Annotated in this window: 11 protein-coding genes; 4 read left to right on the plus strand and 7 right to left on the minus strand. The window is 67.1% G+C overall.

The features are described 5' to 3' along the window. Positions 1 to 21: 21 nt before the first annotated feature. From PY310_RS17795 to PY310_RS17810, 4 genes are all read right to left on the minus strand, one after another. The gene (locus PY310_RS17795; RefSeq protein WP_275215796.1) at positions 22 to 882 is read right to left on the minus strand and encodes an SDR family oxidoreductase; all 861 of its coding nucleotides are present in this window, start codon (positions 880 to 882) and stop codon (positions 22 to 24) included. Between the two features lie 9 nt (positions 883 to 891). Beyond that, positions 892 to 1896: an aldo/keto reductase family protein gene (locus PY310_RS17800; RefSeq protein WP_275215797.1), complete on the minus strand. Its 1005-nt coding sequence runs from the start codon at positions 1894 to 1896 to the stop codon at positions 892 to 894. 107 nt (positions 1897 to 2003) lie between these two features. Next, positions 2004 to 3068: an aldo/keto reductase gene (locus PY310_RS17805; protein WP_275215798.1), complete on the minus strand. Its 1065-nt coding sequence runs from the start codon at positions 3066 to 3068 to the stop codon at positions 2004 to 2006. Between the two features lie 170 nt (positions 3069 to 3238). Further along, complete coding sequence (locus PY310_RS17810) at positions 3239 to 4105, minus strand: hypothetical protein (RefSeq protein ID WP_275215799.1); 867 nt, start codon at positions 4103 to 4105, stop codon at positions 3239 to 3241. A 244-nt stretch (positions 4106 to 4349) separates the two neighbouring features. On the opposite strand from PY310_RS17810, the gene PY310_RS17815 reads away from it, so the two are divergent. Continuing rightward, complete coding sequence (locus PY310_RS17815; RefSeq protein ID WP_275215800.1) at positions 4350 to 4745, plus strand: YchJ family protein; 396 nt, start codon at positions 4350 to 4352, stop codon at positions 4743 to 4745. Here PY310_RS17815 and PY310_RS17820 read toward each other — a convergent pair. The 3 genes from PY310_RS17820 to PY310_RS17830 all read right to left on the minus strand — a co-directional run bounded on the left by PY310_RS17820 (position 4742) and on the right by PY310_RS17830 (position 8140). Beyond that, positions 4742 to 5686 carry a hypothetical protein gene (locus PY310_RS17820; protein ID WP_275215801.1) on the minus strand — a complete coding sequence of 315 codons (945 nt, stop codon included), beginning with the start codon at positions 5684 to 5686 and terminating at the stop codon, positions 4742 to 4744. The genes PY310_RS17815 and PY310_RS17820 overlap by 4 nt on opposite strands. A 62-nt stretch (positions 5687 to 5748) precedes the next feature. Next, positions 5749 to 7776, minus strand: coding sequence for an acyl-CoA dehydrogenase family protein (locus tag PY310_RS17825; protein WP_275215802.1), 2028 nt, complete (start codon positions 7774 to 7776; stop codon positions 5749 to 5751). Between the two features lie 61 nt (positions 7777 to 7837). Continuing rightward, the gene (locus tag PY310_RS17830) at positions 7838 to 8140 is read right to left on the minus strand and encodes a hypothetical protein (protein ID WP_275215803.1); all 303 of its coding nucleotides are present in this window, start codon (positions 8138 to 8140) and stop codon (positions 7838 to 7840) included. 310 nt (positions 8141 to 8450) lie between these two features. Between PY310_RS17830 and PY310_RS17835 the strand changes: the two genes are divergently transcribed. The 3 genes from PY310_RS17835 to PY310_RS17845 are packed head-to-tail and all read left to right on the plus strand — an operon-like array spanning position 8451 to position 14142. After that, on the plus strand, positions 8451 to 9908 hold the full coding sequence (locus PY310_RS17835; RefSeq protein WP_275215804.1) for a DUF3375 family protein: 1458 nt from the start codon (positions 8451 to 8453) through the stop codon (positions 9906 to 9908). Further along, positions 9908 to 10708 (plus strand): DUF4194 domain-containing protein, encoded by an 801-nt coding sequence (locus PY310_RS17840; RefSeq protein ID WP_275215824.1) that lies wholly within the window; start codon positions 9908 to 9910, stop codon positions 10706 to 10708. The genes PY310_RS17835 and PY310_RS17840 overlap by 1 nt, the downstream gene beginning before the upstream one ends. After that, the gene (locus PY310_RS17845; RefSeq protein ID WP_275215805.1) at positions 10705 to 14142 is read left to right on the plus strand and encodes an ATP-binding protein; all 3438 of its coding nucleotides are present in this window, start codon (positions 10705 to 10707) and stop codon (positions 14140 to 14142) included. The genes PY310_RS17840 and PY310_RS17845 overlap by 4 nt, the downstream gene beginning before the upstream one ends. The last annotated feature ends 20 nt before the right edge of the window (positions 14143 to 14162 follow it).

Genomic DNA, 14162 nt, shown 5'->3' on the forward strand with positions numbered 1-14162 from the left:
GGAGCCCGGCCGGAGCGCAAACTACAGCTGGGGCTGCGCCAGGAACCCTGCCAGGCTCAACGGGTCCCGGCCGGTCAGTGCATGCACATCCGGTGAGAGCCCGGCCATTTCCCCCGCGGCGATTGCCGTGTAGGTGCTGACCCAGGCGTCCACCTGCCAGGGCGGTGCCCCGTAGGATGCCCGGGAGGCGTAGGCCTCTTCCACCGTTTCCGGGTGATAGGTGACGGTGCGCCCGGTTTTTGCGGTCAGGATGTCCGCCGCCCGGGCCAGAGTAATCTCTTCCGGTCCGGTGAGGTTGTATGTGGTCCCCACATGGAGCGCGGGATCCCTCAGCACCGCCACCGCACACCGGGCAATGTCGTCGCGGGACACCGCGGACACCACGCCGTTCCCCGCGGGCCCGCGGATCACCCCGTCTTCGCCTGTCAGGAGCGGCAGGAAGTCCAGGTAGAAGTTGTCCCGCAGGAAGGTGTAGTTCATGCCGGAGGCCTTGATGCGTTCCTCGGTGGCGAAGTGGTCCCGGGCCAGCGTGAAGGTGGCGTCCGGGGCGGCACCATAGAACGAGGTGTAAACGACGTGCTGGACCCCGGCCGCAGCAGCCGCATCAATAAAGGTGTAGTGCTGCTGCAGCCGGTCCTCGGCCTCGGCCGCGGACACCATAAACAGGACCTTGACTCCCTCCAGAACCTGGCGTGCCGAATCCGGGTCCGCATAGCTGAACACCAGCGGGTCGGCGCCCTCGAGCTCAGGGGCGCGGCCGGCGTCGCGGACCAGCAGGCGCTGCGCCTGCCCCACGTCCGCGAGCTGCCGGGCCACCATCCCGCCCAGGCCGCCGGTGGAGCCGGTAATAGCGAGATCGGACAGGTTCGAAAGGGAAGCCAAGGGGTGCCCTTATGCTTCGCGGGTGGCGGGCGAGGTGGTTTTCGCCGGATCGCGCTCCGCGAGCGAGCCGATGGCGTCGTCGATCTTCTTCAGCACGTCAGGCTCGAGGGTCACCCCTGCGGCAGCCACGCTGTCGGCGATCTGCTCGGGGCGCGAAGCCCCCACAATGGCGGAGGCCACGTTCGGGTTCTGCAGGACCCACGCAACCGCGAGCTGCGGCATGGTCAGCCCGGCTTCCGCCGCGATCGGCTTGAGCGCCTGGACGCCGGTGAGGACGTCATCGCGCATCCAGCGTTCGATCATTTTGGCGCCGCCCTTGCTATCCGTGGCGCGGCTGCCTTCAGGTGCAGGCTGGCCGGGCAGGTACTTTCCGCTCAGGACGCCCTGGGCCATGGGAGACCAGACGATCTGCGAGATGCCCAGTTCTTCGGACGCCGGCACAACCTCAGCTTCGATGACCCGCCACAGCATGGAGTACTGCGGCTGGTTGGAAATCAGCTGGAAGCCCAGCTCCTTGGACAGCCTGTGGCCCTCGCGGAGCTGCTCGGCGGTCCATTCGCTGACACCGATGTAGAGCGCCTTGCCCTGCCGGACAATGTCCGCGAACGCCTGCATGGTCTCTTCCAGCGGCGTTTCGAAGTCGTAGCGGTGCGCCTGGTAGAGGTCCACGTAGTCCGTCTGCAGCCTGCGCAGCGAGCCGTTGATGGACTCCATGATGTGCTTGCGGGACAGGCCCACATCGTTCTTTCCCTTGGGACCGGTGGGGCCGAAGACTTTGGTGAAGATCTCCAGGGATTCGCGGCGCTCGCCCGTCAGGGCCTCGCCGAGGACAGTTTCCGCTGCCGTGTTCGCGTAGACGTCCGCCGTGTCAAAGGTGCTGATGCCGGCGTCGAGCGCCGCGCGCACGCACTGGGAGGCGACGTCATTCTCCACCTGCGAGCCGTGGGTCAGCCAGTTGCCGAACGTAATTTCCGAGACTTTGAAGCCGCTGTTTCCGAGGTATCTGAATTCCATGGTTCCCACGCTAACGGAGTTGGTTGCTCAGGGTAAGTGCCTGTCCGGTTGCGTGGCCGGGTTTTGGCGCTAGTGGCGTCCGACGGCGTTGCGCCCGGTTCCGGCGGTCAGCGGCGGCGGAGTTCCGCGTACTCCAGGGACGGGACCACCGCCCCGGCATCGCGCTCCACGAAGTTGGTCCCGGGCGGCACCAGGTCATCGATCGCATCCAGCACCGGCTCGCTCAGCAGGGTGTCCGCCGCCTTGAGGTAGGACTGCAGGTGGGCTTCCGTCCGCGGGCCGATGATCACGCTGCTCACCGCGGGGTGGTTCAGCGCGAAGCCGACGGAAAGCTCCACCAGGGAGATCTCCAGCTTGTCCGCCAGCCTGGCCAGCGAGTCCGCAGCCAGGAGCTTGCGTTCGCTGGAGGGCCCGGAGATGTCATAGCGGCCCGGGAGCGAATGCACCCGGGTGCGCGGCTTGCCGGCGTCCAGGACAAAATCGCCGGACTGCCAGCCGCCGGCCAGCGGTCCGTAGGCGAGCACGCCGAGGCCGTACTGCTGGGCGATGGGGAGGACATCCCGCTCGTTGCCGCGCACCAGCATGGAATAAGGGACCTGGTTGGCCACGGGCGGGATCAGGTGGTTGGTGGTGGCCAGCCACTGCGCCTCCACCAGCTGCGCGGGGGTGAAGACCGAAGTGCCGTAGTAGAGGATCTTGCCCTGGCGGATGAGGTCGTTCAGGGCGGTGATGGTTTCCAGGACGTCCGTGTTGTAGTCCGGCCGATGGGCCTGGTAGAGGTCGATCCGGTCGGTCTGGAGCCGGCGGAGGCTGCCCTCCACCGCTTGCATGATCCAGCGCCGGGAGTTGCCGGAGTGGGCGGGGTTGGGGCTCATCTGCCCGTGGAATTTCGTGGCCAGGAAGACGTCGTCGCGGCGTCCGCGGAGCGCGCGGCCCACTACCTGCTCCGATTCGCCCTGCGAGTAAACGTCCGCGGTGTCCACCGCGGTAATGCCGGCGTCCAAGGCCGAGTGGATGATCCGGATGCTGTCCTCCGCGCCGGTGGGGGCGCCGTTTGCCGAGGTGCTGTCCGCGGCGCTGCCCGTGCCTTCGCCAAAGTTCATGGTGCCCAGGGTGAGCGGGCTGATAGGTGTGCCGGACCGGCCGAACACCCGAAGTTCGCTGAGGCTCATTCCCGGCTCCTCACGGTCGATTTCCACGCGGTTTGCTGTGGATCGTCACGACGCTACACAAATTCGGCGGGGCGGAAACGATTCGTGCCTAAGTAGTTCGTTTTTCGTCGCCGGATGTAACGGAGCCCGTGCCGTGACGAATTATGAAGATCCGCGCTGCGGGCTGAAGCTCAGTTGTTGTTGTTGGCAGGCAGCTTGGTTCGGAGCAACTTCGCGTGACCGGTCAACGAGACGAGCGAGCCGGTGTCCAATGGAGAAGCCGGTGACTGCGGCTTCGTAAAGGAGCGGGCAGCGCCGGGGGCGGGGACCGCGTCGCCGGTCCCCGCAGTCTCTTCGGTGTCAGGAGTTCCGGTGCCCGCGGGCACATTCCGGTTTGGCCCGGTGTTCCCGGGACCGGGAAGGTCCTTGCGTGCGGGAACGTCCTGGTGCAGCGCGGACTGCACGAGCGGGGCCACCGCTTCCACCTTTGCCGCAGGAAGGGAGGGCGCCGGAAGTTCGCGGACTGTCACTTTGATCTCGGGGGCAGCGGCACGTGCCCTGGCTACGGCGCGGGCATCGGCCTCGGCGACGGCCGCGGCCCAGTCTTCGGCCAGCGCCTGCTGTTCACGCCGCGGGGCACCGGGCAACGGGTGGCGCGTGGTGCCGTCCTGCAGCCGGGCGCCCTGGCCTGATGGTTTCAACCGGCCCCAAACATTAGGCAGGCCCATGCGTCGGACGCCGGCAACAAAGGCCGCCGCGCGGGGAACCCCGGCGGGGGGCCGCGTGGCGGCGGAGGGGGCGGCAGCGGCGTCGTCGTGCGTTGTCCGGGGTGCATCGGACGGATGCCCGGTCGCCCCGGTCAGGTGGACCAGCGGAAGGGTTTCGTTCCGGGGGAGCCGGCCAAACAGCGCCTGCACGGCGAGCACCAGGAGCCGCCCGACGCCGGCGAGCACCAGCGTGAGGATGACCAGCAGGAACAGGCCCACGAACATCAGGAACGCCAGCCCCAGGGTGCCGAAAAATGTCAGGTTGAGAGCGATCGTTGCTGAATCTCCCACGTCATCACTCCAATCTGCCAGCGGCGGAGTCCGTGCCGGCAGCCACCACCCGGGCACCAAACTCCTCCACTACCTTACGGACTATTTTCCGGACACGCGGCCGGTTGCGGGGGTGCGCTGGAGGTTGTTTCAAAGCTGTTACCGGATATGACAAGGCGCCGGGCCGCCTGTACCGCCACCTATAGTCGGTAGGAAAAGCAAAGCAGCCGGGCTGCAGCCAAGCCCACCCTCAAAAGGAGCGCCAGTGAACGCCAAACCGGGCCCTGCCGGCAACTGCCCCTGCCTGTCAGGGGAGGCCTATCCCGAATGCTGCGGACGCTTCCTCAGCGGCGCAGCGGATGCCGCCACCGCCGAGCAGCTCATGCGTTCGCGCTACACCGCGTTTGTGCTGCTCAACGCGGAGTACCTCAAAAAGTCGTGGCACCCCAGCACCCTGCCGGCGGACCTGGAGCTGGATCCCGGGATGGAGTGGCGGCGCCTGGACATTGTCTCCACGCACCGGGGCGGCCCGCTGGACACTGAGGGCGTGGTGGAGTTCAAAGCGTTCTACCGGCACGACGGCGAACGCGGAGTTCACCACGAAACCAGCCGTTTTGTGCGGGAGAACCGGCGCTGGTATTACCTGGACGCCGTCGCTTAGCTTTCGCTGTACGTCTCGTCCGGGGTGAACCCGGCCCGGTCCACCTTGCGGTGGAAATGCATCCCGGCCAGGCCGCCGAGCACGGCCCCCACCAGGGCAACCACGGCCACCACAACGGCGGCGATGATGCTGGTGACGGTCAGTTCGCCTTCGTTGATGGGGATGCGGGGGAAGCTGTTGAGATTGGCCAGGACGTTGAACTGCTGCCCCGCGATCAGGCCGAGCACGGCCACCACAACGGCGGCGATCAGGGCCCACACCCACACCATCATGCCCTGCTTGGCGCCATTGAACCGTGCCATCCGGCCGGCCACGTAGCCGCCTGAATAGTAGGAGACGAACAGGATGACCAGCAGGACAATGATGCCTACCAGCCCCACGGTGCCGTTGGTGGTCACCTGGTTGACGGCCGCGTTGACGTCCGTATTGTTCGCCAGCCCCACCGCGGTACCAGCCGCGGCAACAAAGGCCGTCAGCAGGACGGCCATGCCGGTGGCGGCCAGCCAGCCGAAAAATGCTGACCCCACCTTCACACCGCCGAACTGTTCCTTCTCGCGGGCCACGGCGGTCTGCTGGTCGGTCAGGCGAGGATCCGTCAGGCGCGGATCGATGACGGGTGTTGTTACCGCCGGTTCCGCGCTGGGAGGTTCCGCGGCATACGCTTCCCCGCTGACCGGTTCTGCAGCGTACGGCTCCCTGGCCGGGGTTCCGGCCGGGTAGGCCGGTTCCGCCGTGTAGGCGCGCGCCTCGCGGGACCGCTCAGTGGAAGCCGGCCCGGCGTAAGACTGATCGGCGTAGGGCTGTGTCTGGTCCATGGCGCGTGTTGGCTCGCCGCCCGGCCCGCTGCCGGTGAAGGCTGTTTCGCGGGCAGTTTCGCTCCTCAGATTCTCCTTCCGGGTGCGCCGCGGAAGTCCGTCCCCTGGTTCCATGTGGTTGCTCATGCCTCAACTCAACCACTGGTCAGCGGCGATAACAAGGGTACTTACTATTGCCGGGGCCTGGCCTAGCGGTAGCTGCGGTGCAGGTTTTCCTTCGTGGAGGCCCGGGGCGTGGCGTCCGCGATCCACGGCCCGGTGCCTTCGGACTGGTCCAGGATTCCGGCCTCCAGCCAGGTGTAATCCCCGGCCAGGACCTTTCCGGTGAGCGCGTGATCGGAGTCGTCGGTGTTGCGCCAAAGCTGGTCAAAGTACTCGTCAATGCGGACGCGCGACTGCTCACAGAACGCCTCGGCCAGCTCGTAGGCTCCCGCGGCATGTTCCGGGGCGGTGCGGAGCAGCATCTCGGCCCGTGAGCAGGTTGCCGCCATGGCGAAGAGCTCGGCGCCGATGTCCACCACACGGCCCAGGAACGCCTGTTTGTATTCCAGCTTCGCCTGCCAGCGTCCCATGCCGTAGAACGTTTGCCGGGCCAGCCGCCGTGAGGTCCGTTCCACAAATCGAAGGTGCTTGGCCAGCCGGCCGAAGTCGCTGTAGGAGCGGGGGTCCATCCCGGCGCCGGCCACGAGTTTGGGCAGCCACTTTGCGTAAAAACCTGAAGCCCCGACGGCGGCCTTCGCCTTGTCCTGCAGGCTCGCATCCACGGAGGCAAGATCGCCGGCTGCGGCAAGGTGCGCGTCCACGGCCTCGCGGGCAATGAGGAGCTTCATGATCTCCGAGGAACCCTCGAAGATGCGGTTGATCCTCAGGTCCCGCAGCTGCTGTTCGGCCGGGACCGCGCGTTCCCCGCGGGCCGCCAGCGATTCCGCTGTCTCAAAACCCCTGCCGCCGCGGATCTGGACCAGTTCATCGGCGATGCTGCAGCTGATCTCGGTGGACCACAGCTTCGCCAGGGCGGCCTCGATCCGGACGTCCTTCTGCCCGGCGTCCGCAAGTTCCGCAGACAGCTCAAACACGGCGTCGAGGGCGAAGGCGGACGCGGCGATGAAGGCGAGCTTCTTGCCCACGGCTTCGTGTTTGCCCACCGGCTGGCCCCATTGCGTGCGGGCGTTGGACCATTCCCGGGCGATCTTCAGGCTCCAGCGGCCGGAGGCCACGCACAGGGCCGGCAGCGAGAGGCGGCCCGTGTTCAGCGTGGTGAGTGCGATCTTCAGGCCCTGTCCCTCGCGTCCCAGCCGGTTTGCTGCGGGTACCCGCACCTGATGGAACCGGGTCACGCCGTTTTCGATCCCGCGCAGACCCATAAACGCGTTGCGGTTCTCCACGGTGATGCCGGGGGAGTCCATCTCCACTACGAACGCGCTGATGCCGCCCTTGTGCGCCGTTCCGTCGGCGTCGGTGTGGGCCGGAACCAGGGCCATGACCACCACCAGTTCGGCGATCACCCCGTTGGTGGTCCAAAGTTTCACGCCGTCCAGAACGTAACTCTCGCCGTCGTCCGTGGGAACGGCGGTGCTGCCCATCCGGGCGGGATCGCTGCCCACGTCCGGTTCGGTCAGGAGGAAGGCGGTGATGGCCCCCGCGGCGCAGCGCGGCAGGTATTCGCGTTTCTGCTCAGCGGTGCCAAACACTTTCACGGGCTCCGGCACGCCGATTGACTGGTGGGCCGAGACCAGGGCGCCGAGGCTTGGATGAACACTGCCCAGCAGCGCCAGGGACCTGCCGTAGTAGACCAGGGACAGGCCGAGCCCGCCGTATTCGCGGGGGATCTTCATGCCGAAGACGCCAAGCTCCGCCAGGCCGCGGATGTATTCGTCAGGGATTTTTGCGTCGCGCTCGATCACGCGGCCGGACATGGTGCGGGCATACTCCGTGAGCCGCTCCATGAAGGCTTCGCCACGTTCCACGTCCTCAGCCTGGGCCTTTGGCCAGGGGTGAATCAGGCCGAGGTCAAAACTTCCCAGGTACAGTCCCTTCGCGAAGCTGGGCCGGTCCCAGCCGGTCTCGCGGGACGCCTCGGCCAGTGCACGGGCATCAGCGGCGGTGGCTTCCGGGCCGATGTTGCCGGCGTCCACCGGAACATCGGCGTCCGGGGCGTCCACGGGAGGCGCCTCGGGGGCGGCCTGGGTAGCGGAACTGTCAGTGGCGGAGCTCATGGGGTATCTCCTTCGCCGGATGGCCGGTACTAGCCATGGATCCGCCGGGTTGGAGAACCCTTTAGCTGTCTCCCAACATTACCCGCGGGTAGGTTCCCGTGCTAGGGGCAGGCTGCCCTTGAAAGTCGCCGGGGAGTTCGACGTTGCCGGCTTGGCGGACCAGCCGCTCCCACCCCCGGTTGATACCGTGGACGACTGCCAGCAGCGAGGTGGATGCCAGGAACCAGGCCAGCTTGCCCACCCCAACCAGGACCAGGGCAACGAACCCTGCGGTCAGGACAAAGGCCACGATGACCAGGGCGAAAATCATGGTTCCGATGAACACCATGGTGGCCGTTTCCACTGAACTTAAGTCGAACTGCATTCTTCCCCCTGTGCCATTGCTTCGGTCGAGCCAGTAGGACTGAGCGTAGGGGTTGCCGGCTGCCCCCAGCCAGACACGGGGCCGCCCCGGGCGGGGGTTGATATGGGATCGCAATGCTACCCGCAGGTAGGTCACGGGGCGGTCGCGGAAAGCCTGCACGCTCCTCCCAACGCGGGGTCACTTTGCGCCCAATAGCCGTCCCCCAATCAGGCGTTATGTGACTCCGCGTTGGTTGCACGGGCGGCTGCGTTAGCCTTGTAGTTGGCAGTTTTCCTGCCGAAACCAACCCCCAGCTGTTGAAGGAGAGTGCGTGCCCCGCTCCGCCAGGTCATCCGCTGACGCGATCAGCGCCCGGCTCCGGGACCTCGAACTCCTCACCAAGGGCCCCGCCTGGGCGCTCACCCGCTCCGCACCGTGGGTGATCGCGGTGCTGCAGGCATCCTTCACCCGCACACGCCCGCAGCTGCCGCTCGAGGAGTTCCACGCCGACGTCGACTCCTTCCTTGAGCAGTTGCGGCGCCAGGAGCCCGGCGGGGCCGCCGCCGGGACCTCCACCGGCAGGAACTATGCGGACGAATGGACCCGCAAGAACTTCCTGACCCGCCGCAACCAGTCCGGGCAGATCGTCTACGAAGTCACCGAGCCTGCCGCACGCGTGCTCGCCTTCCTGGACAGCCTCTCCAGCGAACGGTCCACCCTGAACGGATCCCGGCTGGGAACCCTGCTCGGCGATGTGGAGAAGCTCGCCAACGAAACCAACCCGGACCAAAGCGCCCGGCTGGAATCGCTCGAGGAAGAGATCGGGGAACGGCAGCAGCTGATCCAGGACATCAGCAGCGGGGATTTTGACGGTCTGCTCGATGACGACGAAGCCGTGGAGGCCGCCGGAAACATCCTGGACCTCGCCGCGAGCCTGCCCGCCGACTACAAAAAGATGCGCGACCGCATCGAAGAGCTGGTGGGCGAATTGCGCAACCAGATCATCGAGGAGTCGCTGAGCAAGGGCGCCACCATGGCCCAGGTGCTGGAAGCGGACAAGCGGCTCCGGCAGAGCCCCGAGGGCAGGACCTTCCGTTCCTTCACCGCGTTCCTGGACGATCCGCAGCAGCAAATGCGGTTCCGCTCGGCCATCGGCGAGGTCCTGAGCAGGCAGTTCGCCGATGACCTCACGCCCGAGGACCGCGAGACCCTGAAGAACCTGGTGGCCGAACTCCGCCACCAGCACGGCCAGATCCAGCGCATCTACGGCAAGCTCAGCGAAAGCCTGAACACCTACGTCCAGAGCGACGACTTCCGCCAGTCCGTCCGGCTCCGGAAGGTCCTGCGGGAGGCGGAGCAGGCCATCAGGTCCCTGCCGTACGAACGTGAACGGGCCGGCCTGGTCCGGGGGCCGGTGCTGTTCAACGCCGGTTTCGAATCCCTGGCCATGGTCAAGCTCTATGACCCGGACGAGTTTGCCGTCCCGCCGAAGCTCGCGGACCCCATCGCCTTCAGCGACTCGGACCGTGTGCGCTCGCCGAGGACAGGCAAAGCCCGGCCGGAGGCCATCCGTGCCGCCGTCGCCGGAGCTTCCACCCTGGCCGAGGCCTGGGCGCAGCTGCCCGCCGACGAGCAGCACATCAACTCCATCCGCGCGCTCCTGGCGCATGCCCTCCAGGAAGGCGCGGCCTTCGACCGCGAAACCTGGGACGGCCTGGACTTCGAACAGATCGACGGCACCACCCGCAAGGCGTACCTGCCGGTGGTCACCCTCAAGAAGGATTCATGATGACTGAAGACATGACGACGGCGGCAGCTTCCGTTGAGGAGGATGCCCGCTTTGCGGGGGTGGCATCGGGCGCTGAGCGGACCATTGCGGCAGCCCTCACCCCGCGCGACACCTTTGTGGACGGTGCGGCGCTTTTCCCGGGTGACACCGGCGTGCTCCCGATGAAGGTGCGCCAGGCGCTGGTGAAGCTGCTGAAGGGCCCCTACGTGGACGGCGGCCGGGACGAGAAGCTGTGGACCACACTGCTGGATAACCAGCTGATCCTGCGCAGCCGGCTGTCCGAGCTCTTCCTGACCCTCCAGCTGGACCACGAACGCAAGATCGCTGTCCTGCGCCCGGTGGACCCGGACGCCATCGGCGGCAGCACGCGTTCCAGCATCCTGCGCCAGCAGAGGGCGCTCAGCCGGGTGGAGACCATTGTGCTGCTCCGGCTGCGCCTGCTGCTGGACCGCCACGTCACGGCGCAGACCGATCCCACCATTACCCGCGAGGAGATCGCGGATCTGGTGGCCCACTACCAGCCCGCCGGCCAGCAGGACGCCCTCCGCGACTCGGACGTGGTGAACCGCGCCATCACCAAGCTCCTGGCCCGCCAACTCCTCCTCACCACCGGCTTGGAAGACGTGTACGCCATCTCCAACGCCCTGCCCCTGGCACTCCCGTTCGAAAACATCGGCGACATCCCGGCCCAGATCGAAGCCCTGGTAGCAGCCACAACAGACCCCACCGGCACCGAACCGCTGCTGGAGCTGGACCACGACGCGGAGACTGAAGCCACCGAAACGGAGGACGACAAGTGAGCATCGCAACCATGCTGCCGATGGGCGAACTCACGAACCCGGGCCAGATGCGGCTCGCCTTGGTCCAGGTGGTCAACTGGGGCACGTTCCACGGAGCTCACACCATGCACGTGGACCGCAACGGAACCCTTCTGACCGGCAACTCCGGCGTGGGCAAGTCCACGCTTTTTGACGCCATGCTGCGCGTGTTTGACGCCCGCCCGCGCTCCAACGAGGCCGCCGCCCAGCGCGCCGGCGGGGCTGTGGAGGACAAGAGGACCACGTTCACCTACATGCGCGGCAAAGTGGGCGATAAGGCGGTGGGTGAGGGCTCGGCCAGTGCGTTCCAGCGCCCCGGTGCCACCTGGTCCGCCGTCGCGCTGACCTTCGATAACGCGGCGGGCACCCGTGTCACCGTGTCGGCACTGTTCGATGTGCCCAAGAACGGGACGGAGTCCAGCGTTGGACGTTTCTACCTGATCGACAACAAGCCGCTGGACCTGCCCGCCATCGAGGACATCGCCGAGAAACGCTTCACCAAGGCCGCGCTGGAAGCGGTTTTCCCCGACGCCCAGATCTTCGACGTCCACAAGGCCTTCGCGGAGCGTTTCCGCCGCCTGCTGGGGATCAGCTCGGACCAGGCCCTGCCGCTGCTGCGCGTGATCCAGGCCGGCAAGGGCCTGGGCGGCAGCGTTAACACCTTCTTCCGCGACCAGGTCCTGGACGCCCCGGCCACCCTGTCCGCGGCGGACGCGGTGGTGGAGGAATTCAGCAACCTGATGTCCATCCGGCAGCGGCTCGAGGACGTGCGCCAGCAACGCGACCAGCTGGCCCCTGTGCCGGGCCTGAATAAGGAATACGCACAGTCGCTGCTGGACGCCAACCGGCTCCGTGAGCTGGCCGGCGAGGAGTTCGAGGCCTACAAGCAGCAGCTCGCGGTCACCGTGCACCAGAAGACCCTGGCCCGCTTCAAGGAGCTGGCCCAGGCCAAAGCCAGGGAACTGGGCGCCGAACGCACGGTCCGTGACGGGCTCGCCAAAGAGCTCCGGGAGCTCGAGGCCGACTACAACAACCAGGGCGGCAACGCGATCTCCGCGATCGAACAGTCATTGGAGAACGCCAGGGTTGGCCTGCGGCTCCGCGAACAGGTGGAGGAAGCCGCGCGCACCGCCCTGTCCGACGCCGGCCTGCAGCTTGACTGGTCGGCCGAGGGCTGGGAGCAGGCCCACGAGCAGGCGGCCGCCCGTGCCGCTGAGCTCAAGGACGATTCCCAGGCGTTGCAGGACCTCCGGTTCGAGGCCTTCGACGGCCACGCCACCAAAAAACGCGAGTTCGCGGCTGCCCAGCAGGAGCTCCTCTCGCTGAAGACGCGCAAGTCCCTGCTGCCGCCGTCGAGCATTGAAAACCGGGCGGCGATCGCGGCGGCCACCGGCGTCCCCGAGGACCGGATGCCGTTCGGGGGCGAGCTGATGGACCTTGCCGAGGGGCAGGAACACTGGCGGCCGGCCGCCGAGCGCGCGCTCCGCAATCTGGCTACCACGCTGCTGGTCCCCGGCGAACATTTCGCCGCGGTGACCCGCTACCTCAACGACCACAAGGTGCGCGGCGCGGTGCGTGCCGTGGACGTGTCCAAACCGCTCGCAGGCGGTGCCCTGGCCGTGGAGGACGTGCGCGACGGCGACCTGCTCACCAAGCTGGATATCCTCGCCAGCGGCGCGGTGGCCGACGCCGGGGAGTGGATCCGCGAGCGGATCGCCCTCGATTTCGCGTACCCGTGTGTCGAGGACCCTGACGAGCTGGCGAAGCTGGACAAGGGCCTGAGCCTGGGCGGGGTGGTCAAGCGCAACCGCCACACGGTGGAAAAGGACGACCGTTTCACCGGCCGCCAGGACTACGTGCTCGGGTTCGACAACGCCGCCAAGCTCGAACTCGTGGCTGCCCAGGTGGCGGACCTGCAGCAGGAACTGGCCAAGGCCGCCGAACTGGCCCAGAGCCGCGAAGAGTCCCATCAGGGCATGAGTCGGCAGCTCGACGCCCTCCGCCGCATCGCCGAGGACCACCGGCCCTGGGAACAGGTGTCCGCTGCCGTGGCTGCCGAGGAACTCACCAGGATTGAACAGCGGCTCAAGGACGCACTGGCAGCCCAGGCGGACCTGGAACCGCTGCGGACCAACATCGAAACGGCGCGGCAGAAACACCAGGCGAGCACCGAGGCCGCGGCCGTCCTGCAAAGCGAATACAAGGCACTGGACCGCCAGCTGAGCGCTGCAGATTCGTTGCTGGAAGCCGCGCGGGCCCGCCTGGCCCAGGCGCCGCCGTCGGACGCTACCGTCTCCGCGCTGGAGCCGCACTTCGCGGACTTCGGGGACGTCAGCGAGATGCATGAACTGGACAACCTGGCCAACCGCGTCCGGACCGCCCTGCTGGGGGAACTGCACACGGCCGAGACGCGCGGGCAGGCCACGTCGGAGCGGCTGACCCGCATCTTCGAGGGCTTCGTGCGCGAGTGGGGCTCGGCCATCTCCGCCGATCACGGCACGTCCATCGGCGCGGCCGGCGAGTTCGAGGCCCGCTACCACGCGATTGTCAGCGACGGCCTGCCCGCGCAGGAGAGCGAATTCCGGCAGTTCTTCAACCAGCGAACGCACGAATCCTTCAGTACCCTGCTGCATCTGCTGGACGAGGAACGGCGCTCCATCACCAGCCGCATCCTGCCCCTGAACGGCATCCTGTCCGAGGTCAACTTCCATGAGGGCAGCTTCCTGGAACTCGACATCAAGCAGACGCTTCCGGCCACGGCGAAACAGTTCAAGGACGCCATCCAGAACGCGCTGAAGGCCCGGCACACACGGCCGGTCCGCGGTGCTGCGGCTTCAGGAGCGGAAACGGACGACGACGCCGAGCTCACCGCCCGCTACAAAACCTTGGAAACACTGGTCAAGCGGCTCGGATCGGCCACGCCCGAGGACCGGCGCTGGCGCGCGGAGGTCCTGGACGTCCGCGGCCACCTGTTCATCCAGTGCAAGGAACACCGGAAGACCGGCAAGCGCACCGACGTTTACATGCATGCCGATACCGGGTCCATGTCCGGCGGCGAGCGGCAGCGGTTCACCGCATTCATCATGGCCGCCGCGCTGAGCTACCAGCTGGGTATCGCCGAGCAGGGCTTCACCACGTACGGCACGGTAATGATGGACGAGGCCTTCGTGCTGGCCTCGGAAGAGTTCGCCGGCGCGGGCATCAAGGCCCTGCACGAGTTCGGCTTCCAGCTGCTGCTGGCCGCCCCGGAAAACGTGATCGACCTGTCTCGGCACCTGGGTTCCGTCACGGAAATCCTCCGCGACAAACGAACCAACCGCTCCGGGGTGTTGACGGCGCCGGTGATCCGGCGCCGCCCCGACGCGGAGGGCGAATGGCGGTCCGAGGCCAACCCGGTGGACATCGTCCTCCGCTAACCCTGCCGCCACCCAGGACG

Origin of the sequence: Pseudarthrobacter naphthalenicus (assembly GCF_029076445.1) — a bacterium.
Lineage (GTDB): Bacteria > Actinomycetota > Actinomycetes > Actinomycetales > Micrococcaceae > Arthrobacter > Arthrobacter naphthalenicus.

Excerpts from the sequence above, each read along its gene's own strand:
- PY310_RS17800 (WP_275215797.1), bottom strand. The coding sequence starts at position 1,896 with ATGGAATTCAGATACCTCGGAAACAGCGGCTTCAAAGTCTCGGAAATT.
- PY310_RS17805 (WP_275215798.1), bottom strand. The coding sequence starts at position 3,068 with ATGAGCCTCAGCGAACTTCGGGTGTTCGGCCGGTCCGGCACACCTATC.
- PY310_RS17820 (WP_275215801.1), bottom strand. The coding sequence starts at position 5,686 with ATGAGCAACCACATGGAACCAGGGGACGGACTTCCGCGGCGCACCCGG.
- PY310_RS17825 (WP_275215802.1), bottom strand. The coding sequence starts at position 7,776 with ATGAGCTCCGCCACTGACAGTTCCGCTACCCAGGCCGCCCCCGAGGCG.
- PY310_RS17830 (WP_275215803.1), bottom strand. The coding sequence starts at position 8,140 with ATGCAGTTCGACTTAAGTTCAGTGGAAACGGCCACCATGGTGTTCATC.
- PY310_RS17840 (WP_275215824.1), top strand. The coding sequence starts at position 9,908 with ATGACTGAAGACATGACGACGGCGGCAGCTTCCGTTGAGGAGGATGCC.